This window comes from Tessaracoccus defluvii (assembly GCF_014489575.1).
GTDB lineage: Bacteria > Actinomycetota > Actinomycetes > Propionibacteriales > Propionibacteriaceae > Arachnia > Arachnia defluvii.
This window is the reverse complement of sequence record NZ_CP060789.1, coordinates 1955946-1978200: the sequence shown is the minus strand read 5'-3', so window position 1 is coordinate 1978200 and position 22255 is coordinate 1955946. Positions and strand designations below refer to the sequence as shown.

General features: G+C 69.5%; 16 protein-coding genes and 1 rRNA gene. 13 read left to right on the top strand and 4 right to left on the bottom strand.

Annotated features, from left to right (window positions below; genetic code table 11):
- Window positions 1-404: 404 nt before the first annotated feature.
- From H9L22_RS09545 to H9L22_RS09520, 7 genes are all read left to right on the top strand, one after another.
- Window positions 405-1328, top strand: coding sequence for an ABC transporter substrate-binding protein (locus H9L22_RS09545; protein WP_226965768.1), 924 nt, complete (start codon window positions 405-407; stop codon window positions 1326-1328).
- A gap of 65 nt (window positions 1329-1393) precedes the next feature.
- Window positions 1394-1687 carry a hypothetical protein gene (locus H9L22_RS18840; protein ID WP_226965767.1) on the top strand — a complete coding sequence of 98 codons (294 nt, stop codon included), beginning with the start codon at window positions 1394-1396 and terminating at the stop codon, window positions 1685-1687.
- A gap of 8 nt (window positions 1688-1695) precedes the next feature.
- Complete coding sequence (locus H9L22_RS09540) at window positions 1696-2604, top strand: carbohydrate ABC transporter permease (protein WP_187719723.1); 909 nt, start codon at window positions 1696-1698, stop codon at window positions 2602-2604.
- Window positions 2594-3526: a carbohydrate ABC transporter permease gene (locus tag H9L22_RS09535; RefSeq protein WP_226965766.1), complete on the top strand. Its 933-nt coding sequence runs from the start codon at window positions 2594-2596 to the stop codon at window positions 3524-3526. Before H9L22_RS09540 ends, H9L22_RS09535 begins: the two co-directional genes overlap by 11 nt.
- A gap of 1 nt (window position 3527) precedes the next feature.
- Window positions 3528-4463 (top strand): ROK family protein, encoded by a 936-nt coding sequence (locus H9L22_RS09530; RefSeq protein WP_226965765.1) that lies wholly within the window; start codon window positions 3528-3530, stop codon window positions 4461-4463.
- A gap of 18 nt (window positions 4464-4481) precedes the next feature.
- Window positions 4482-6050: a M81 family metallopeptidase gene (locus tag H9L22_RS09525; RefSeq protein WP_226965764.1), complete on the top strand. Its 1569-nt coding sequence runs from the start codon at window positions 4482-4484 to the stop codon at window positions 6048-6050.
- A gap of 61 nt (window positions 6051-6111) precedes the next feature.
- Window positions 6112-7377 (top strand): alpha-L-fucosidase, encoded by a 1266-nt coding sequence (locus tag H9L22_RS09520; protein WP_226965763.1) that lies wholly within the window; start codon window positions 6112-6114, stop codon window positions 7375-7377.
- Window positions 7378-7402: 25 nt separating this feature from the next.
- Here the strand turns inward: H9L22_RS09520 and H9L22_RS09515 are convergent, their stop codons facing one another.
- From H9L22_RS09515 to H9L22_RS19725, 4 genes are all read right to left on the bottom strand, one after another.
- The gene (locus tag H9L22_RS09515) at window positions 7403-9367 is read right to left on the bottom strand and encodes a DUF2207 domain-containing protein (protein ID WP_187719722.1); all 1965 of its coding nucleotides are present in this window, start codon (window positions 9365-9367) and stop codon (window positions 7403-7405) included.
- A 25-nt stretch (window positions 9368-9392) separates the two neighbouring features.
- Window positions 9393-12182, bottom strand: coding sequence for a DUF2804 family protein (locus tag H9L22_RS09510; RefSeq protein ID WP_187719721.1), 2790 nt, complete (start codon window positions 12180-12182; stop codon window positions 9393-9395).
- Window positions 12179-12820 carry an MFS transporter gene (locus H9L22_RS19730; protein WP_406707781.1) on the bottom strand — a complete coding sequence of 214 codons (642 nt, stop codon included), beginning with the start codon at window positions 12818-12820 and terminating at the stop codon, window positions 12179-12181. The genes H9L22_RS09510 and H9L22_RS19730 overlap by 4 nt, the downstream gene beginning before the upstream one ends.
- 80 nt (window positions 12821-12900) lie before the next feature.
- Window positions 12901-13473, bottom strand: a complete 573-nt coding sequence (locus H9L22_RS19725) for an MFS transporter (RefSeq protein ID WP_264292435.1) — start codon at window positions 13471-13473, stop codon at window positions 12901-12903.
- Window positions 13474-13692: 219 nt separating this feature from the next.
- Here H9L22_RS19725 and H9L22_RS09500 point away from each other — a divergent pair, with 219 nt between their 5' ends.
- From H9L22_RS09500 to H9L22_RS09475, 6 genes are all read left to right on the top strand, one after another.
- Window positions 13693-14703 carry a LacI family DNA-binding transcriptional regulator gene (locus H9L22_RS09500; protein ID WP_187719720.1) on the top strand — a complete coding sequence of 337 codons (1011 nt, stop codon included), beginning with the start codon at window positions 13693-13695 and terminating at the stop codon, window positions 14701-14703.
- Entirely contained in the window at window positions 14696-16996 is a 2301-nt protein-coding gene (locus H9L22_RS09495) for a glycosyl hydrolase family 95 catalytic domain-containing protein (protein WP_187719719.1), read from the top strand. Before H9L22_RS09500 ends, H9L22_RS09495 begins: the two co-directional genes overlap by 8 nt.
- 12 nt (window positions 16997-17008) lie before the next feature.
- Window positions 17009-18436 carry a GH1 family beta-glucosidase gene (locus H9L22_RS09490; protein WP_187719718.1) on the top strand — a complete coding sequence of 476 codons (1428 nt, stop codon included), beginning with the start codon at window positions 17009-17011 and terminating at the stop codon, window positions 18434-18436.
- A gap of 100 nt (window positions 18437-18536) precedes the next feature.
- The gene (gene cysE, locus H9L22_RS09485) at window positions 18537-19358 is read left to right on the top strand and encodes a serine O-acetyltransferase (protein WP_187719717.1); all 822 of its coding nucleotides are present in this window, start codon (window positions 18537-18539) and stop codon (window positions 19356-19358) included.
- Window positions 19359-19422: 64 nt separating this feature from the next.
- A complete protein-coding gene (locus tag H9L22_RS09480; RefSeq protein ID WP_187719716.1) occupies window positions 19423-19851 on the top strand; it encodes a CBS domain-containing protein in 429 nt (142 codons plus the stop codon).
- 631 nt (window positions 19852-20482) lie between these two features.
- Window positions 20483-22002 (top strand): 16S ribosomal RNA (locus H9L22_RS09475).
- The last annotated feature ends 253 nt before the right edge of the window (window positions 22003-22255 follow it).

The window sequence follows — 22255 nt, the reverse complement described above, 5'->3', positions numbered from 1 at the left end:
CCGCCCCGGGACTTGCCCGCACCCCCCTCATGCAGCAGCCCGGCGTCGAGGAGCCCCTGGACGCGCAGCCCGACCGTCGAGGGGCGAGCCCGAGCACCTCGGCGAGCTCGCTGCGGGAGCCGGCCTCACCGCTGGCGACAAGCTCGAGGATCCGCTGGCTGTGCCCGTCTGCGGCAGTCTCGCGGGGAATCGGCATATTGTTCCTTCGTGATCGAACTAAGTTCAGGGTAAGTCATCCACCGTTGTCGTGTCGAGAGGCCCCCGGGGTAAGGTCACCGTTTCATAACATTCGTGGACCCCCTTCCGTTCCGTGCTCCGTCATGCCACGATAACTTCATTCAGAACCGTGGGAAGTTGGTTCGATGGTCGAAATAACCCCCACAACCTTTCAAGGAGGAAAGTCAATGAAGAAGATTCGCATGGGCGCAGTGGCACTGGCCACGGGTGCCGCGATCGCGTTGACGGCGTGCGGCGGCGGAGGCGGCACCCCGTCTCCCGGGGCCACCACGGGCGGTGGCGGCGATGCCGGTGCCACCATCGTCGTCGACATGTGGGCAGGCAGCGAGGATGACACCGCCGCCCTCGAAGCCCAGATGGACGTCGTGAAGAAGCAGAACCCCGACATCAAGGTCGAGCTCCGCACCGCACCCTGGGGTGACTTCTTCACGAAGCTGACCACCAACATGGCCTCGAACAACATGGCCTGTGTCACGGGCATGAACTCCGGCATGCTGGCCAGCTACACCGAGGGCTTCGCCGCCCTCACCGAGGACGACCTGAAGACGGCCGGCCTGGCCGTGTCCGACTTCGCCCCCGGGGCCACCGAGATCCTCCAGAACAAGGGCAATCTCTACGGCCTTCCGTTCGACGTCGCCACCATGGTGACCTACTACAACGAGGACCAGCTCACCGCAGCCGGCGCGAAGATCCCCGAGATCGGCTGGACCTTCGACGACTTCGAGGCCGCAGCCAAGGCCGCGACGAAGGACGGCAAGTACGGCTTCGGCATCGGCATGGGCGGCTTCCAGTGGCAGGCGCTCCCGATCGCCAAGGCAGGCGTCCAGCCCGTCACGCAGGACGGCAAGCTGCAGCTCACCGACCCGGCGTTCCTCGACGCCGCGGCCTGGTACGCCGGCCTCGTGACCGAGCAGAAGGTCGCCTCCCCGGTCGCCTCCGCCTCGGACACCGGCTGGGGCGAGAACCAGTTCAGCGGCGAGAACGCCGCCATGGCCGTCGACGGCACCTGGAACGCCGTCGGCTACCTGACCAACGACGCCGGCTTCAAGGCGGGCATGGCCCGCTGCCCAGCGGCGACAAGGGCAACCTGAGCCTTGTCCTCGGCTCGGGCTACGGCATCGCCAAGAACTGCGACAACAAGGAGGCGGCGCTGAAGGTGCTCGGCTCGCTGCTCAGCAAGGACTCGCAGGATTCGATCGCCTCGTCCGGCCGTAGCTACCCGGCCCGCGCCGAGAGCCAGCCGCTCTACTTCGAGTCGCTCGATGAGGCCTACCGCGACGACGTGAAGGCCGTGTTCGAGGCCGCGTTCGCCAACGTCCAGGGCCAGTACGTCTCCGACAACTGGGCCAAGGTCGACACGTTCGTCCAGCCGGAGCTGGTCAGCGTCTACAACGGGCAGGCCGACATGAAGACCGTGCTCGAGACCGCTCAGCAGCAGTTCGGGAGCTGAGTCGACCGATGACAACGACTACCGCGCGGTCATCTCGCGGGAAGCTCGCCAGGATCGAGGCGCGCCAGGCGCTGGGCTTCGCAAGCCCAGCCCTGGTGGGCCTCGCCCTGTTCACGATCGTGCCGGTCGTCTTGTCCATCGTGATGAGCTTCTTCGACTGGCCGACGTTCGGCGAGCGGACCTTCAACGGAGGAGCCAACTACGCCAAGCTGCTGGAGGAGCCCAACTTCCTCCCTGCCCTGCGTAACTCCCTGGTGTTCACGGTGCTCTACGTGCCCGCCAACATCATCTTGTCCCTGCTGCTCGCGATCGGGCTCGGCCCGAGGATCCGCGGCCGCAATGCTCTGCGCGTCCTCTTCTTCATCCCGGTCGTGACCCCCATGGTGGCCAACGTGCTGGTCTGGAAGATGCTGCTGCAGCCCCAGGGCCTCTTCAACGGCATCGCCACCAGCTGGTTCGGCGTGCAGCTGCCCAACTTCCTCGCCGACAAGAACTGGGCCATGATCATGGTCGTCGTCATGAGCGTCTGGCAGGGGCTCGGCTACAACATGCTGATCTTCTCCGCCGCGCTCGAGCAGCTGCCGGACTCCGTGCTGGAGGCGGCCGCGATCGACGGCGCCTCGGGCTGGCGAGTGACCTGGAGCATCATCCTGCCGATGATCTCGCCGTCGATCTTCTTCGCCGCCGTGATGACGATGATCACGTCGCTGCAGGTCTTCGCGCAGCCGCAGCTGCTCACCGGCGGCGGTCCCGGCAACGCCACCCTCCCCTTGGTCATGTGGATCTACAACCAGGGCTTCAAGTTCCAGGACCTCGGCCTGGCCGCGGCCGGAGCCTGGATCCTGTTCGCGTTGATTATCCTCATCACCGCGCTGCAGTTCGGGGCCCAGAAGAAGTGGGTGCACTATGAGCATTGATCAGGATCTCTCCGAGCGGGCCATGCACGCCCTCGACGACGGCGGCGACGACCGGACGCCGGCCCAGCCGTCACGCGCCCGTGCCCCGCTCAGCGCCGGTCAGCGTGTCCGACTGGTGCTCGCGCACGTCACGATCTATCTCGCCGCCGCGCTGTTCATGCTGCCGCTGGTCTACGCCTTCTTCTCGGCGCTCAAGCCCAACGGCGAGATGTTCGCCATGCCGCCGCGCCTCATCGGATCCGAGGTCCGGTGGTCGAACTTCGTCGACGTCTTCAAGTTCGGCCCCTTCTGGACCTACATCGGCAACTCGCTGTTCATCGCCGTCGCGGGCACCCTCGTGGTGCTCACCGTCTCGGCCTGCGCCGGGTATGCGTTCGGCCGGCTGCGCTGGAAGGGCAGGGACGTCGTCTTCATCGCGTTCCTCGCCACGCTCATGGTCCCGGCAGAGGTGCTTGTCATCCCCATGTTCCAGGTCATGCAGTGGTTCGACTGGGTCGACACCTACCAGGCCCTCATCTTCCCGTTCGCGTTCGGCGCGTTCGGCACCTTCCTGATGCGGCAGTTCTTCCGCGGCATCCCCCTGGAGATGGAGGAGGCTGCCCGCGTCGACGGCGCCGGCCCCATCCGCACCTTCCTGCTCATCATGCTGCCGCTGTCGAAGTCGGCGCTGGCCGTGCTGTCGGTGTTCACGTTCCTGTCGTTCTGGAACAGCTACCTCTGGCCGCTCATCGTGACCGTCGACTACAAGGCCCACGGCACGCTGCCGGTCGGCCTGGCCACGTTCTCGGGCCTCACCGGCACCCGCTGGGACCTGCAGATGGCCGCCGCGATCATCTCGATGGTCCCCACCACGCTGCTCGTGATCGTCCTGCAGAAGCACCTGGTCAAGGGCATCGCCATGGCCGGCCTCGGAGGACGGTGACGTGGAGGAACCCAGTGAAGTCGCCCGTGAGGTGCTCGCAGGCATCGACATAGGCGGCACCAAGATCGCGGCGCTGCTCGTGCTGCCCGACGGCGACGTCGTGGCCCGCGGGGTCGTCGCCGCGCCGTCCCGCGAGGGTGGCCCGGCGATGGCCGATGCCGCGGCCGGCCTCGTCCGGCGCCTGCTCGCCGAGACCGGCAGCACCCTGCTCGCGGCCGGCGTCGGCGCGGCGGGGGTCGTCGACCAGCGCAGCGGAGTGATCCGCGCCGCATCCGACACGTTCGTCGGCTGGGCCGGGTTCGCGCTCGGCCCCGAGATGGAACGACGGCTGCAGGCCCCCACCGCCGTCGAGAACGACGTCAACGCGTTCCTCCTCGGCGAGGTCGCCTGGGGTGCGGCCGAAGCCGCTGACGTGCTCGGCGTCATGCTCGGCACGGGAGTCGGCGGAGCGGTGGTGCTGGACGGTGAGCTGCGCTCCGGCCCGACCGGCGCCGCGGGCGAGATCGGCCACACCCCCGGCTACAGCCACCACGTCTGCACCTGCGGGCAGGTCGGGCACCTCGAGACACTGGCGTCCGGCCGGTCGATCGAGCAGCGCTACCTGGAGGCCACCGGCTTCGTCCGCACCACGTCCCAGATCGCCGACCTGGCCAGGGGCGGAGATGCCGAGGCGCTGGACGTGTTCCGCGGGGCGGGCAGGGCGCTCGGGCTCGCCTGCGTCGTGGCTGCGGGGATCCTCGACCTGACCGCCGTGGTGGTGGGCGGGGGAGTGACGCGCTCCTGGGATCTCCTCGAACCGGCTCTCCTCGACACCCTGCGCACCGACCCGCCGGTCTCTGGCGCACCGCTCACCGTCGTCCGTGGCACGCTCGGGGGCGACGCCGTCGCGCTCGGGGCCGCAGCCTCCGCGCGACACCGTCTACTCACCGCTGCCTGACCAGGAGAAACACCGACCATGCCGTCCGCAGACCAGATCTGGATGGGCCCCCTGCCCGCAGCCGACCCGCGGGGCCTCGCGGCCCCCCGGATCGGGATCGCCGGCATCTCGATCGAGTCCAGCACCTTCTCGCCTCACGTCTCGGGCGACGAGGCGTTCACGATCCGCACCGGGCCCGACCTGCTGGCCTACTACCCCTTCCTCGACGAGAGCCGCGACCTGCGCGAGGCAGCCGACTGGGTCCCGCTGACGCACGGGCGCTCGTTGCCCGGCGGCGCCGTCGCACCGGAGACGTACGCGGCGATGAAGCGGGCCATCCTCGACGGGATCGCCTCCGAGGGGCCGTTCGACGCGCTCTTCCTCGACATCCACGGGGCGATGAGCGTCATCGGCCTGGACGACGCGGAGGCCGACCTGGCCGGCGCCGTGCGCGACGCGCTGGGGCCGGACACGCTCGTGTCGGCCTCCATGGACCTGCACGGCAACGTGTCGCGGCCGCTGCTCGACGCGGTCGACCTCATCACCTGTTACCGGATGGCGCCGCACGAGGACTGGATGAACACCAAGGAGCGGGCGGTGTACAACCTGCTCACCCGCCTGCGGGGCGAACTCGGCGCCGACCCGCTCGCCCGCCGTCCCTGGAAGGCCTGGCGACAGGTGCCCGTCCTGCTGCCGGGGGAGAAGACCAGCACCCGGCTCGAGCCCGCCAAGGGCATCTATGACGCCGTCCCCGAGGTCGAGGCACTTCCCGGAGTGCTGGACGCCGCGATCTGGGTCGGCTACGCCTGGGCCGACGAACCCCGCTGCCAGGCCGCGGTCGTGGTGACCGGCGACGACACGGGCGTGATCGCACGTGAGGCCGAGCGGCTGGCCCGCCGCTACTGGGACGCGCGTGCCGACTTCGTGTTCGTCGGGCCCACCGCGACACTGCACGAGGCCCTCGACCTGGCCCTCGCGCCCGGCGCGGCCCGGCCGTACCTGATCTCCGACTCCGGCGACAATCCGACGGCGGGCGGCGCCGGCGACGTGTCCTGGACGCTGGGCGAACTGCTCACCCGCGACGACCTCGCCGCCGGCGACCGCACCGTCATCCACGCGTCGGTCTTCGACCCCGCCGCCGTCGCCACCCTGGCCGCGGCCGGCGTGGGGGTCCGTGTCACCGTCGATGTCGGCGGCCGCGTCGACCCCGGCCCGCGAGGCCCCGTCACGCTGACCGGAGAGGTGTTCTCGGTGACCGACGGCGACCCCGTCGCCGGCACCCAGGTCGTCGTGCGTGCCGGCTCGGTGCACGCCATCATCACGGAGCGGCGCAAGCCGTTCCACCACCTCGACGACTTCCGGCAGCTGGGGCTCACCCCGGAGGAGGCCGACATCGTCATCGTCAAGATCGGCTACCTCGAACCCGAGCTGTACGACCTGGCGCAGGACTGGACCCTCGCGCTCACCCCCGGCGGCGTCGACCAGGACCTGCTGCGCCTCGGGCACCACCGCCTCGCGCCCGGCGTCTACCCGTTCGACACCTCCGAATCCGATCCCGACCTGACCCCCGTCGTGACCCGCCGGGGAGAGGAGAGCCCCGCATGCTGAACTTCGAGACCCGCACCGGCCCCGACTTCGGAGCGGCCGCACCGACCTACCCGAGCTGCGGATGCCCGACTGGTACCGCGACGCGAAGCTCGGCTTCTTCATCCATTGGGGTCTCTACTCCGTCCCCGCGTGGGCGACGGCGCACGGGCCGGGTGGCGTGCTCGCGGAGGACGCCTACACGCATCACCAGTACGCCGAGTGGTACGGCAACACCGTGCGCATCGCGGGCAGCCCCACCTGGGAGCGGCACCAGCGGGTCTTCGGCACGGGCACCAGCTACGAGGACCTGGCCGACCTGTGGCACGCCGAGGCGTTCGACGCCGACGCCTTCGTCTCCGAGCTGGTCGGGGCGGGCGCCCGCTACGTCATCCCGACGACCAAGCACCACGAGGGCTTCTGCCTCTGGGACACGCCGACCACCGCGTTCAACTCGGTCCGGCGCGGCCCCCGCCGCGACCTGATCAGCGAACTGCACGACGCCACCCGCGCTGCCGGGGCCCGCTTCGGCGTCTACTACTCCGGGGCGCTCGACTGGCACGTCAGCGACTTCCCACCCATCGAGTCGGACACCGACCTGTTCCGCTTCCGCCGCCACGACAAGCTCTTCTCCCGCTACTCGGCGGCCCAGCTCACCGAACTGGTCGAGAAGTTCTCCCCGGATGTGCTGTGGAACGACATCGAGTGGCCCGACGGCGGGAAGGACGACGACGACGACTCTCTCGCCGCGCTCTTCCGCCGCTACTACGCGGCGGTGCCCGACGGCGTCATCAACGACCGCTGGGGCGTGCCGTACCACGGCTTCCTCACCCGCGAATACTCGCACGTGCCGGACATCATGGAGCCGGTCTGGGAGGCGACCCGTGGGCTCGGGTACTCCTTCGGGTACAACCAGGACGAGGACGCCAGCCGCTCCATGTCAGGCGCGCAGCTGATCCGGCTGCTCGTCGACGTCGTCAGCAAGAACGGCAACCTCCTCATCAACGTCGGCCCCCGCGCCGACGGCTCGATCCCCGAGCTCCAGCTGGCCGCCATGCGTGAGCTGGGGCGCTGGATGGGCCTCAACGGGCAGGCGATCTACGGCACCCGCCCGTGGCGTCGCGCCGGCGAGCCGGCCGGTGCTCCGCGCGCCTACACGACGACGGGGGAGACGGTGCACGTGCATCTGCTCGATCCCGCCGTCGGTGAACTGGAGTTGCCCGCCGAGTTGACCGGCCGCGGGGTGGGGGTCTGGAGCGGCGGGATCGCGGCGGAGCTCGACGGCTCCGGCGTCGTCGTCGTGCCGGAACAGGTGCGCGGCGAGCCCGTGGCGGTGCTCACGCTGCGCTGACCCGGCCGCATGGCCGGGCGGCGGCTCACCAGCTGGAGCCGCCGCCTCCGCCCATGCCGCCTCCGGCGCGTCCGCCGCCACTCGAACCGCCGCTGGAGCCGCCGCCGGACCAGCCGCCGCCGCCCCGGGAACCGCCGTCGCCCGCGCTCTGGAAGGCGTTGGAGACGCTCCGACCGGTCGCCTCTGCCGCCCGGCTGATGCCGTGGTTGACGCCAGCCATCGCCTGCCCCCGGATGCGGCGCTCCCCGACGTCGCCGGCCAGCGAGGCGACCACGTCGCCCAGCGGGACAGCCGGCAGTGCGGCGACCCAGTCGGCCCGGCCGGGCACCGCACGATGGTGCTCCCCGATCAGCCGGGCCCAGCTGCGTTCCAGCCCGAAGATGACGGCGTACGGGAGCAGCGGCTCGTAGAGCTTCAGGAGGACCTCGTCGTCGCCGTCCCCCACCCGCGGGGCGGTGGCCGTGCCCTGCAGCCAGGCGATGCGTTCGCCCTCCGACATCGTCATGAACCGTTCGAGCCCCCGCAGGTGCTGATAGGTGGCCTCGCCGGCGGGCGTCAGCCGCCCGGAGGTCGGGGTCCGGTAGAGCGCGGCCACCAGCAGCAGCGTCGCGACGAGGGTGGAAGTCAGAGCCCAGACCAGCGGCGCCTCGTGGAAGCGGACGGCGAACAGAGTGCAGGCGATGGCCACCATGATCAGCGCGATGTAGGCGGGGAGGAACCAGCCCGCGCCGCCGCCGTGGTAGCGCTGGCCCGCACCGTTGACGATCGAGCGGCGGCGGTCGAGCAGCGAGGCGCTGAGGTTGGGCTCATGCAGGCTGCGGCCCGCGAACATGCCGCGCATCAACGATCCCGTCCAGCGGTCGTCGAGTTCCTCCAGGCCGTCGACCCGCAGCGAGCTTGCCAGCCGGGTGAGTTTGCGACGGCCGGATCGCTCACGGCCCGGCGACGCCTCGGACCCCGCCGGCTCCGCCGTCGTGATCCGGGCCTCGCCGCGGACGACCGACGCCAGCAGCTGGGCGGTGAGCCCGCGGCCGGGCACGCCCCACACCTCCGCCGCGACCAGGGGTTCGATGTCCGCGGGCGGCTCGTAGTCGACAACGAGCACCGGGCGGCTGCGGAGGTAGCGGCCGATCAGGGGCGGCACCGTCACGATCAGCAGGGCCAGCAGCGCGAGTGCCGGCGGGACGGCGAGCCACACGGCGCCGGCGACAACGTGGTCGGTGGGGGTGTACGCCGTGGCGAACGTCCCCGGCGCGAAGCCGACGGCGATCGTCATCGTCTCGAACTGCCTGAGGTGGACGGCTTTGCTGTACAGGTCGACGGGGTCGGTGCCGCTGGTCTCCGTCCGGCAGGTCTGTGTCGATCCGGGAGGCCCCGCGTAGCAGGCGGTGTCGCCGTTCAGGCGGTCAGCGAGGGGGCGGGGCACCTGCACCGAGGCGGTCACGCGCCCGAAGGGCGTTCCCCAGCCGGTGCCGTTGACGTCCAGGTACAGCTCCTGGGCGCCGTCGCCCCTGTTGAGAGCGATGTCGGAGAGCAGGTAGGTGATCCGGTACTCCTGCGTGCCCTCGTGGAGAGTCGTGCGGTCCGAGCCGATCCGCAGCTCGATCGTGTCGTCGCCGTCGCTGAGGTTCCGCTTCTCGACGGTCCGCCAGTCGTCGGCGGGGGCGGCGTCGCCGTCCATGCGGAGGCGGCCCTCTACCTGGATCCCGGAGACCCCGATGGTGTGCGACTCGTAGCGCAGCGGAATCGTTCTGACGATCCCGTGCCGATCGCCGTCGGCCATGTCGACGGCGATCGTCTCGGTGACGCGCGCGTTGAGCGTGCCGTGCGCGCCGGTCTCGAGCGCGTAGACGGCGTCGAAGCTGTCGACCGTCATGTCGCCGTCCGGCTCAGGCGCCTTCGGCCCCGTCCCGGCGGCCAGGCCTGCGATCAGGCACAGCGCGACGGCGATGAGGGGGTAGGCGATCCACCGGCGGATATCGTGCAGCACCGTCCGAGGGTAGCTGTGGGGCCGGTCACCAGCGGTTGTGCACGTGCTCCACCCAGCCCGTGACGTCGGCCACCCGCACCCATCCGCCGGCGTCGTCGCGCACCCGGCCCGACCAGTGACCGAACACCTGGCAGGTGTCGTTCGAGAACACCTTGAGGTCGATGGAGGACTCCTTGACGTGGAAGGGCGTCAGGGTGAGCTCCACCCGCTCCCCGTTGATCCGCCACGGCCGCATGGCCGCGTCCGTGTCGTAGTCCCAGACCAGCTCCTCGCTGATCTTGTGGAGCCGGCGGCCGACCAGCAGGGAGTTCTCCACCGAGCCGGTCCCGTCGGTCCACTTGCCGCCGAGCTGGATGCCGACGACCCGTCCGTCGACCATGCCGGAGCCCGCACCCCAGTTCCAGGTGATGTCGTAGGGCCAGCGGCCGCGGCCGTGGTCCAGCGTCGCCCAGGCGTCCTCCCCGGCGACGGAGTGCCGGACGCCGTCGACGGCGATCCAGCCCGTCGCGGGCCGGGCCACGTCCTTGACGGTGTACTGGAAGCGCCGCTCGTCCCACGGGACGACGACGCCGAGGCGTTCGTGCCCGGCGGGAAGGTGGGCGTAGATGTCGAGCTCGACCCGCGCGCCGCGGGCGCGGAGCCGGGTGCCGCCGGCGTCGTCGTCGAGGGCGATGGAGACATCCCGGGTCCGTGCCCGCGACGGCCCGCCGCCGGTGGTGCCCGGCAGCGTCGCGCTGCCACCCAGCACGCCGATGGCGTCGTGGGCGATGGTCTCGCCGGTGGCCCGGTCGAGCAGCCAGATGCCGTGCACCGCCGCGTAGTCGAGGCTCGACACCGTGAGCCCCACGATGTGCGTGGGGGTGGTGACGCACCAGTACTCCCACCGCTTGTTGCGGCCCCAGCCGGAGCGGCCGCCGATCCCGTCGGTCGTGACCAGCGGCGTCCGTGACCAGCCCACGGCGGCCGGGTTCAGCGAGCCGTCCGGCAGCGTCAGGCTGACCGGCGCCGTGATCTCCCGCTCGACGACGGCGACCGGACCCGGCGCGCTCAGCCCCGCGGCGACGTCGTGGCGGGACCGGAGCCGGGCGTTGGACGCGCGGAGCCGGTCCGCGTCGACCTTCACCACCTTCCTGTCGTACGTGAGCAGGCCGTTGGTCTCCGACTCCACATCGGCCAGCTGCGTGTAGACGAACGCGGCGAGGCCGTCGTCGATGGCGGGCGCGACCTCCTCGTGCTGCAGCCGGAGGAAGGCCAGCTCGAAGTCGCCGCGATCCGCGTAGCGGCGGTAGCCGAACTCGGCGTCGGTCCAGGTGTGGCCGTCGACGCGGTGCGAGTACCCGCCGTACTCGGACAGCGCCGCGGCCCGCTCGTCGGCGGCGTCGGCGTCGGACAGCCGGTAGCGGCGGAAGTAGACGTGACGGCTCGCCAGATCGCCGCCGCCCTGGTCGTGCCAGCCGGAGGCGTGGTCGACGGGACGGGTCGGGTCGAGGGCGCGGATCCTGTCGGTCACGGCGAGCGAGTCGAACTGACCCCAGCCCTCGTTGAAGGGCACCCAGACGACGACGCTGGGCGCGTTGCGCAGGAGGGTCACCGTCTCGTCGGCCTCCCGCAGGAACTCGTCGCGGCCCTCGGCGTCCTGGCGCCCGAACGCTGAATGGCGGGTGTCGTCGATCCGGATCGGCAGGACCACCGGCGCCTGGATCACGGCAGGTCGGTAGGTGCGGCCACCGTTGACCATGTCCTGCCAGACCAGCATCCCCAGCCGGTCGCAGTGGTGGTACCAGCGCAGCGGCTCGATCTTGATGTGCTTGCGCAGCATCGTGAAGCCCAGCGACTTCGCCGTCGCGATATCGTCGATCAGGGCCTCGTCCGACGGCGCCGTGTACAGACCGTCGGGCCAGTAGCCCTGGTCGAGGAGCCCGGCGTGGAGATACGGCCGACCGTTCAGCAGCAGCCGGGTGCGCCCGTGGGCGTCGGGGCCGACGGCGATCGACCGGTGGCCGAAATAGCTCGTGACGACGTCGTCGTCGAGTTCGACGCGCACGTCGTAGAGGAACGGATCCTCGGGCGTCCACAGCCGGGGCGTGGCGCCGAGGGTGAGGTCGACGGCGACGCCGACCGCGACGCCCGCCCGGGCGACCTCCGCGCCGGCCGCCAGCACGGTCACGGTGGCGGGCGCCCCCGCGGCGGCGTGCACGGTGACGCTGACGCGGCCGCCGTCGACGTCGGGCGTGAGGGTCAGGGACTCCACGTGGCGGGCAGGAACGGCCTCGCACCACACGGACTGCCAGATCCCCGACTGCGGGGTGTACCAGATGCCGTCGGGGTCGAGTTTCTGCTTGCCGCGGCTGCGCCAGCTCGTGTCGGTGACGTCGCGGACCCGCACCGTCAGCTCGTGGTCACGCCCGTCCGCGGCGCCCGTCACGTCGACGCTGAACGGGAGATACCCGCCGCGGTGGGAGCCGACCGGTTCGCCGTCGACGAACACCTCTGCGTCCTGGTCGACGGCGCCGAAGTGGAGCAGGAGCCGGTCGCGGGCGAAGCCCTCGGGGATCCGCAGGGCGCGCCGGTACCAGAGGAACTCGTCGGGACGCAGGGTCCGGCCGACGCCGGAGAGTGGGGCCTCCGGCGAGAAGGGGACGGTGATCCTGCCGTCCCACTCCGACGGCGCCTCACGACGGTCCGCGGGGACGAAGGCGTAGTCCCAGGGCCCGTTGAGGCTCAGGTGCGATCCGCGCACCAGTTGCGGCCGCGGGTACTCGGGGAGGGGATTAGCAGCGTCGAGCTCGGCACCCCAGCGGGTGATCAGCGTCATCGGGACTCCATCAGGTCGGGGGTCGGGGTGTGCCGCAGGAGGCGGGCCGGAATGAGGATGAGGACGGCGACGGCCGCGGCGGCCGGGAAGATCCAGGGGGTCGGTACCTGCCTGACCACGCCGAGCTCGACATAGGTCTCGGCGGCGCCGCTGATGACGGCCGCGCCGATCCACGGACCCACCAGCATGGGGATCAGGACCATCGCGATCATACGGAGGCCCTGCACCTCGCCGGCCCGGCGCGGGGGAGTCAGGTTGCGCACCGCCACGGCCAGGGCTGCCCCGCCGACCATGAAGAAGCCCAGCACGACGATGCCGGAGGCGATGACGGTCAGGGGGTTGCGGGCGATGAACATCGCCAGCAGCCCGACCACGTAGCAGCCCATGGCTGGCAGCAGGGTGCGGTCGGCGCCGACCCGGTCGATCACGCGGCCGCCGAGCACACCGACCACCGCCGCGCCGATGAGGGTCGCGGCCAGGACGATCGGATAGTTGTCGATCCGCAGGAAACGCGTGACGTAGATGATGAGGTACGGGATGAACACCTGCGTGCTGGAACCCAGCACCGCCCACGCCGCCAGCGTCAGATACAGCCGCGGGTTGGCCCGGACCGACGTCGGCCGGAGCCCGTTGATCACCGTCGAGAGGTAGGAGCCGCTCGGGCGGGGGGAACCCGCGTCGCGGAGCCAGACCAGGGCGGCCAGGCCGACCAGGACCGTCAGCGCCCCGAGGATGCCGAAGAACGTGCGCCACTGGCCCTGCTGGGTGAGGGGTCGAGGGCGCCGAAGACGATGAGCATGGCCAGGAGCGGGAAGGTTGAGAGCACGCCGTCGATGCGGCCGCGGTTGTGTTCGTCTGTAGAGTCCGTGACCCAGGCGTTGAAGGCCGCGTCGTTGGCGGTGGCGCCCAGCGCGCTCATCACGCAGTCGATGAGGACGATCGCGATGACCGCGAGCACCACCGCGTCGGCGGCAGGCGCCAGCCGGTGGAGGAAGCCGACGTCGACCAGGCCGAAGGCGGCCGTGCTGAGCCCCCACGCGATGTAGCCCAGCGCGATGAACCGCTTGCGTCGCCCCGTGCGGTCGGACCAGGCGCCGGCGAGGAACGTGGCGACGGTGGCGGCGAAGGCGCTGGCAGCGACGAGGGTCGCGAGGACGGCGGCATTGTCGGTGATCGTCTCGTAGACGAACACGTTGAGGTACATGTTCTCGATCGTCCACGTCAGCTGGCCGGTCAGGCCGAGAACCACGGCCCAGAGCCAGAGCCGACGTGGGATCCGTGGTGCCTCCATGGCCGACACCGTAGCGGTGGGGGAGAAGGGGCGCCTTGCCTGGAGGAAAACTGACCGGTGGGTAAGTAGTATGAGGGGCGGCGATGAGGCCGGCAGGGGTGGCCGTTGGTAGGCAAGCGTTTCCCGGTGTCATGGTGTGCCGCAGGGGTTGTTCGGGCAACCCCCGACATGGTTCAATCAGTCGAAGCGTTTCGACAAAGACGAAGAGGTCCAGGTCCCATGGTGGGAATCAACGAGGTCGCGAAGGCCGCCGGCGTGTCGATCAGCACGGTGTCATATGCGCTGAGCGGGAAGCGGCCCGTCACGGAGGAGACCCGCCGCCGCGTCCAGGAGACCGTGGAGCGACTCGGCTACACCCCCAACGCACGGGCCAGGGCTCTCGCGGGCAAGCAGACGCGGATTCTGGCCCTCACCGAACCGCTGCACGAGTACACGCATGCGCCGACCCACATGACCTTCGTCCTGGCGGCCTCCGTCGCTGCGCGCCGCCTCGGCTACGACATCCTCCTGCTGACCGACGAGGACGCGGCGCCGGGCATGTCGCGCGTCGCGCTCTCGGGGCTCGTCGACGGGATCCTCGTCCTCGACGTCGCGCCCGACGACGTGCGCGCTGACCTGGCGCGCAGCCTCGATCTCCCCACCGTGTTCATCGGCGTCCCCGAGAGCTCGGAAGGGCTCGTCTGCGTGGACCTCGATTTCGTGGCGGCCGGCGCACTCGCCGTCGACGCGTTTGCCGAGGCCGGGCATCGGACGATCGGGCTCCTGGGGCACGCCGCCGATGCCTACGAGGTGTCGAACTTCCCGCCCCGCGTCCGCGACGGTTTCCTGACCAGGGCGCAGGAGCGCGGGCTCGAGGCACACTTCGAGCCCCTCTCCGGCGACGGTTCGCTCGCGCTCCAGGTGGTGCACGCGCTGGACGCGCTGCTGGCGCGTGGGGTGACCGCGATCGCGCTGCACAACGGCGAGGACGAACATGAGGTGGTGCTCGAGGCGGTTGCCCGGCGCGGCCTCACGGTCCCCGGCGACGTCTCCCTGATCTCGGTCGGCGCCTCCTTCGACACCGCGCGCCTGCCTGTCCCCATGGACGCGGTACCCCTCGTCGCGCAGCGCTCGTGCGACCTCGCCGTCGAGCTGGCCACCGACAGCGCCACGCGGCCCGGGGTACGGCTGATCGCGCCCGAACTCGTCGACCACGGGAGCATCGCGCAGGCCCCCGTCGCCGATGGCTGAGCTGCGCTACCGCCGCCCCTCGCGGGACTGGCTCGACCGTCTCCCGCTGGGCAACGGCCGCCTCGGGGTGATGGTCGGGGCCGACGAGGCCTCCATCAGGCTCGGGCTGAACGAGGCGACGGCCTGGTCGGGCAGCCCCGCCTCGGCGCTCCGCGACCTCGTGGAGCCCGACGTCGCGGCCTCCGCGCTGGCGGGCGCGCGGGCGGCGCTCGCGGCCGACCGCCCCCTGGACGCCGAGGAGGCACTGCGCCCGCTGCAACACGGCTACTCGCAGTCGTTCCTGCCCGTGGGGGAGCTGGCCGTCACCTTCTCCGAACCGTTCGACGGCGTCACGCGCACGCTCGACCTGCACGACGGCGTGCACCGGTGCGAGCTCACGGCCCCGGGCCGCGCCGTCTCGGGCGAGGCGGCGGTCGGCGCGGCCGACGATGCCGTCCTGCTGGCGCTCCGGGCCGCAACGCCGTTCACGGTCCGCGTCGACCTCGGCACCGGTCTGCGCGTTGAGCGTGCCGCCGTTGACGTCGCGGGCGGTGCCTGGGTGCTGCGGCTGCCCGCCGACGCGGCCCCGCCCCACGAGCCGGACGTCGCCAGCCCCGTCTGGGACCTGCCGGGGGAGACCCCGGTGGGGCTGGCGGTGCGACTCGCCGTCGACCATGACGGTGCGGCCGACGTGGACGGTGACGCGGTCGTCGTCGCCGGAGCGACCGTCGTCCGGATCGCTCTGGCGATCGAGTCCACCTTCGTCGCGGCCGACCGGGCGCCGTCGGACGCCGCGATCGCCGTCGAGCGGGCGGCCGCCCGGCTGGAAGGGCTCGACGTCGACGCCGCCCTGGCCACCCACGTGGAGGCCCATCGGCTGCGTGCCGGCGCGTTCGCCGTCGACCTCGGAGACGAGGCGACAGGCCTCGACCCGGATCAGCGCTACCGCGCAGCGGACGCCAACGGCGGGCTCGTCGCCGGCGACCCTGCGCTGCTCGCCCTCCTGGTCGAGTACGGCCGGTACCTGCTGCTGGCCTCGTCGCGTCCGGACGGGCCGCCGGCCACCCTGCAGGGCATCTGGAACGCGGAGTTCCGGCCTCCGTGGTCGTCGAACTACACGCTCAACATCAATCTGCCCATGAACTACTGGGGGGCCGAGCCGGCCGGTGTCGGGGAGGCGCACCTGGCGCTGTTGCCGCAGCTCGAGGCGATGGCTCGGCGGGGTGCCGACACGGCGCGCCGGCTCTACGGGGCGGACGGCTGGGTCGCGCATCACAACTCCGACGTGTGGGCGTACACGCTGCCGACCGGAGGCGACGCGTCCTGGTCGCAGTGGGCGTTGGGCGGTGCCTGGCTGGTGTGCCAGTTCGACGAGCACCGCCGTTTCGGCTCGATGGACGACGCCGTCGCCCGCCGCTTCTGGCCCGTCGTCGAGGGGTGCGCGGCGTTCCTGCTCGACTGGCTCGTCGACGACGGCTCGGGACTGACGACGGCGCCGTCGACCTCACCGGAGAACCAGTTCCGCCGCGCCGAGCGGATCACCTCGGTGACCTGCGGCTCCGCCCTGGACCGGGCGCTCATCCGTGACGTGTTCGCCCTCGTGGGGGAGCTCGCCGACGAGCTGGGCATCGACTCCGACGTCGCCCGCCGCGCCGCCGCAGCCCGTGGCCGCGTGGCCGGTCCGCGCGTCGGGGCCGACGGTGCCGTCGCCGAGTGGGGCCGCGACGAGGTCGCCGTCGACCCCCGGCACCGTCACGTGTCGCACCTCTATCCCTGGTACCCCGGCCGGCTGGAGTCGGCGCACCTCGGCGACGCCGTCGCCCGGACCCTCGACGCCCGCGGAGACGACTCGACCGGCTGGTCGCTGGCCTGGAAGATCGGACTGCGCGCCCGGCTGCACGACGGCGCCGCCGTCGGCCGGCTCCTCGACCTCGTCGGCCGGCCGGCGGCCGATGCGCAGCAGCGCGGCGGCCTCTACCCGAACCTCTTCGCGGCCCACCCTCCCTTCCAGATCGACGGCAACCTCGGCCTCGTGGGCGCGTTCCTCGAGGCGCTCGTCCAGAGCCACCGGCCGGGGCGGATCGATCTGCTGCCCGCGCTCCCACCCGGACTCGCCCGGGGCTCGGTCCGCGGCCTGATCGCCCGCCCCGGCGTCGTCGTCGACCTCGCCTGGGAGGACCGTCGGCCCACCACACTCCGGGTCGTGGCCCGCACACCGGGCGGCGTCGGGCCACTCCTGCTGACCCACGGCGACCGTGAGCTCACGGTCGAACTGCGCGACGGCAGCCCCGTCGACCTCACCTGGCCCATCTGAGAGGCGCCACCCATGACCATCGACCCACGTGTCTTCCCCGACGGTTTCGTGTTCGGATCCGCGACGGCGTCCTATCAGATCGAGGGCGCCGCCCGGGAGGACGGGCGCGGCCCGTCGATCTGGGACACGTTCAGTCACACGCCAGGCAACGTGTGGCACGGGGACACCGGCGACGTCGCGTGCGACCACTACCACCGGATGGACGAGGACCTCGACCTCATGGCCCACCTGGGGCTCCAGGCGTACCGCTTCTCGCTGGCCTGGCCGCGGATCATCCCAGGAGGCACCGGCGCCGTGAACCAGGCCGGGCTCGACTACTACTCGCGGCTCATCGACGGCCTCCTGCAGCGCGGCATCGACCCGGTGGCGACGCTCTACCACTGGGACCTGCCCCAACCCCTGGAGGACCGGGGCGGCTGGGCCTCACGGGCCACGGCGGAGGCGTTCGCCGGGTACGCCGAGGTGGTCGACGCTGCCTTCGGGGACCGGATCGGGACGTGGACCACCCTCAACGAGCCGTGGTGCTCGGCCTACCTCGGCTACGGCCAGGGGGTGCATGCACCGGGGCGGCGCGAGCCGGCCGCGGCGCTGGCCGCCGTCCACCACCTCAACCTCGCCCACGGTCTCGGGACGCAGGCGCTCCGGGCCACGTCGACGGGCGATCCGCGTTACTCGGTGACACTGAACTTCCATGTCGCCCGACCCGGCGGCGACGGTGGCGAAGAGGCCATGCGCCGCATCGATGCCCTCGCCAATCGCGCCTTCACCGGCCCGATGCTGAGGGGTGAGTATCCGGCCGACCTCCTCGAGGACACCGTCGCGGTCACGGACTGGAGTTTCGTGCGCGACGGTGACCTGGCCGAGATCAGGCAGCCGATCGACGTCCTGGGCGTCAATTACTACTCGACCGTCACCGTCCGGCTCTGGGACGGCGAAGGGGAGATGACCCGCAACGACGGACACGCCCCGGCCGCGGAGGGGACGGCGTGGCCCGGTGCCGCGCAGGAGGTCGAGTTCCTGCCGCAGCCCGGGCCCTCGACGGCGATGGGGTGGAACATCGCGCCGGACGGGCTCACTGACCTGCTCGTCTCCCTGTCGGAGCAGTTTCCCGACCAGCCCCTGATGGTGACCGAGAACGGGGCTGCGTTCGACGACGTCGTCGGGCCCGACGGCACGATCGACGACTCCGAACGCACCGATTACCTGCGCCGGCACTTCCTTGCCGCCCGCGACGCCCTGGACCGGGGCGTCGACCTGCGCGGCTACTTCGTCTGGTCGCTGCTGGACAACTTCGAGTGGTCCTTCGGGTACAGCAAGCGGTTCGGCATCGTGCGCGTCAACTTCGACACGCTGCACCGGACGCTGAAGGCGAGCGCGCACTGGTACCGCCGGCTGATCGCCTCCCGCAGCGTCACCGTGGCGGACGAGGGCTGGCGGTAATCACCCGCCGGCCCGCCGACAACTGCATCGCCCGTAGCGAAAGCCGCCGAACCACCGTCGACGAGTCGCTAGCCTGGGGTGCCGGACCGAAGGAGCCACCATGCATCCCTCCAGGATCGTCGCCGACCACGACATCTGGGACTCGATCAAGGCCGAGTGCGCCGAGGCAGCGGCCAACGAGCCCCTCCTCGCGGGGTTCCTGCACGCCACGATCCTGAGCCAGCCCGGCATCGAGGAGGCGCTGGCCTACCTGCTCGCCAGCAAGCTGGAGAACGCCACGCTGCCGGCGCTGGGGCTGCGGGACATCTTCTACGACGTCCTCCAGGAGGACGAGTGTATCCAGCGGGCGATCCTCGCCGACCTGCAGGCGGTCGTCAGCCGGGATCCGGCTTGCCCTGGGTACGCGAACCCGCTGCTGTACTTCAAGGGCTTCCAGTCCATCCAGGCCTACCGTGTCGCCAACCACTACTGGACCATGGACCGCAAGCACCTGGCATGGTACCTGCAGGCGCGCATCTCGGAGGTGTTCGCCGTCGACATCCACCCCGGGGCACGGATCGGCAAGGGGATCATGTTCGACCACGCCACGAGTGTCGTGATCGGTGAGACCGCCGTGGTCGAGGACGACTTCTCGATGCTCCACGAGGTCACCCTCGGAGGCTCCGGCAAGGAGGGGGGAGACCGCCACCCGAAGATCGGCCGTGGAGTGCTCATCGGCGCCGGGGCGAAGATCCTCGGCAACATCCGCGTGGGGGAGGGCGCCAAGATCGGCGCAGGCTCCGTCGTCCTGCGGGACGTACCTCCCCACACGACGGTCGCCGGCGTTCCGGCCAAGGTCGTCAATGTGCCGTCGTCGTCCCTCCCGGCCCTCGACATGATCCAGACGTTCGACGAGTTCGACGCGTTCGACCCCCACATCTGACGGTTCCGGCGGACCCGATCCGGGGTTCGGCCCCGCGCGGTCGGGGTCAGAGTTAGCGTGAGCCATGAGGATCAGCGACGTCATTCATCAGAAGGGCACCTCGGTCGTCACGGCACCGGCGGACGAGAAGGTCGAGCAGCTCGTGGCGCTGCTCGCTGACAACGGCATCGGAGCCGTGGTCGTCACAGACGAGGACTACGGGGTCATCGGCATCGCCGGGGAACGGGACGTGGTCAAGGCGCTGCGCGTCCACGGGGAGGCGGCTCTGCGGCTCACCGTCGCGGAGATCATGAGTGCGCCGGTACGCACCTGCGCCCCGGAGGATGACATCACGGGGGTGGCGGGGCTCATGACCGCCTTCAGGGTGAGGCACGTCCCCGTGGTCGTCGACGGGAGACTCACGGCGATCGTCTCCATCGGCGACATCGTCAAGGGGCGCATCGATGAGCTCCAGACGGAACACGAGTACCTCATCAGCTACCTCCATCAGTAGTCAGCGGCCACCTCCCTCGCAGGTCAGCTCCTGACGGTGGGCGGATCCCACCCCCGGGCGGACCCGACGACACGCCCGGGATGCAGGTGCAGGACCCCTTGATTTGACGGCTCCGGAGGACAGGTCTAATGTTTTCCGAGTTGCCCCGAGCGGGCAACGGAGGGAAAGAAGCCTAGTCAGCTAGGTTTTGGACCCGCCAGTCGGAAGAAAAGCCGAGTCGAAGGAATTTGACGGGCCGGATACCGGCGGGTAAGGTTGGCCGAGCTGCGAGAGCAGCGGACAACCAAGCCAAACCCCAGGATCCAGCGGATTTGACCCGCACGGAACCGAAGGGTAAGGTTGATCGAGTTGCCCCAAGCGGAAATTGGGCCTGGTTATGGGTCTGGTGGATGTGCGGGACGCACCCGAAACTTGAGAACTCAACAGCGTGCTTTAAAGTCAATGCCAAATACATGCACATGGCAGGGCCTTTTGGTCTTGTCGTTGCGTTATCTCGTCACACAGCACTTTGTGTTGTGTTAGAGATTCCTTTGATTAATTGATAGATCCAGTGATGGATCCTGTCAGTGTCAAACTATTTTATGTTGAAGGTTGAAGCTGGCTCCTTTTTGGGGTTGGTGCCTGATATTTTTCAACGGAGAGTTTGATCCTGGCTCAGGACGAACGCTGGCGGCGTGCTTAACACATGCAAGTCGAACGGTAAGGCCCTTTCGGGGGTACACGAGTGGCGAACGGGTGAGTAACACGTGAGTAACCTGCCCCTAACTCTGGGATAACTCCTGGAAACAGGTGCTAATACCGGATATTTAGCTGGGACTGCATGGTCCTGGTTGGAAAGCTCCGGCGGTTAGGGATGGACTCGCGGCCTATCAGCTTGTTGGTGAGGTAATGGCTCACCAAGGCTTCGACGGGTAGCCGGCCTGAGAGGGTGACCGGCCACATTGGGACTGAGATACGGCCCAAACTCCTACGGGAGGCAGCAGTGGGGAATATTGCACAATGGGCGGAAGCCTGATGCAGCAACGCCGCGTGCGGGATGACGGCCTTCGGGTTGTAAACCGCTTTCATCCATGACGAAGCGAGAGTGACGGTAGTGGGAGAAGAAGCACCGGCTAACTACGTGCCAGCAGCCGCGGTGATACGTAGGGTGCGAGCGTTGTCCGGATTTATTGGGCGTAAAGAGCTTGTAGGCGGTTTGTCGCGTCGGGAGTGAAAACTCAGGGCTTAACCCTGAGCCTGCTTCCGATACGGGCAGACTTGAGGAAGGTAGGGGAGAATGGAATTTCTGGTGAAGCGGTGGAATGCGTAGATATCAGAAGGAACACCAGTGGCGAAGGCGGTTCTCTGGACCTTTCCTGACGCTGAGAAGCGAAAGCGTGGGGAGCAAACAGGCTTAGATACCCTGGTAGTCCACGCCGTAAACGGTGGGTACTAGGTGTGGGGGACATTCCACGTTCTCCGTGCCGCAGCTAACGCATTAAGTACCCCGCCTGGGGAGTACGGCCGCAAGGCTAAAACTCAAAGGAATTGACGGGGCCCCGCACAAGCGGCGGAGCATGCGGATTAATTCGATGCAACGCGAAGAACCTTACCTGGGTTTGACATATGCCGGAAACATCTAGAGATAGGTGCCCCTTTTTGGTCGGTATACAGGTGGTGCATGGCTGTCGTCAGCTCGTGTCGTGAGATGTTGGGTTAAGTCCCGCAACGAGCGCAACCCTCGTCCTATGTTGCCAGCGGGTAATGCCGGGGACTCATAGGAGACCGCCGGGGTCAACTCGGAGGAAGGTGGGGATGACGTCAAGTCATCATGCCCCTTATGTCCAGGGCTTCACGCATGCTACAATGGCCGGTACAATGAGCTGCGAACCTGTAAGGGTGAGCGAATCTCAAAAAGCCGGTCTCAGTTCGGATTGGGGTCTGCAACTCGACCCCATGAAGTCGGAGTCGCTAGTAATCGCAGATCAGCAACGCTGCGGTGAATACGTTCCCGGGGCTTGTACACACCGCCCGTCAAGTCATGAAAGTCGGTAACACCCGAAGCCGGTGGCCTAACCCTTGTGGAGGGAGCCGTCGAAGGTGGGACCGGTAATTAGGACTAAGTCGTAACAAGGTAGCCGTACCGGAAGGTGCGGCTGGATCACCTCCTTTCTAAGGAGCTTTTGGCAGCCAGGCATTTTTGTCTGGTTGTTCATTGTCTGGTTCCGGGGCGTTTGTTCCCGGCTGGGCGAAGCACCGGAATGTGGAACATTGACCTGCGGTTTCTGCTGGTTGTTCGTGTGAGTACTTCTCTCTTTTTTGGGGGAGTGGAAAGCATGGATGGTTGGTGGTTGCCTGGAGCACGCTGTTGGGTCCTGAAGGGTCGGTCGCGTTTGCGGCGCCTTCTTGCGGACCAGTGTCTGCC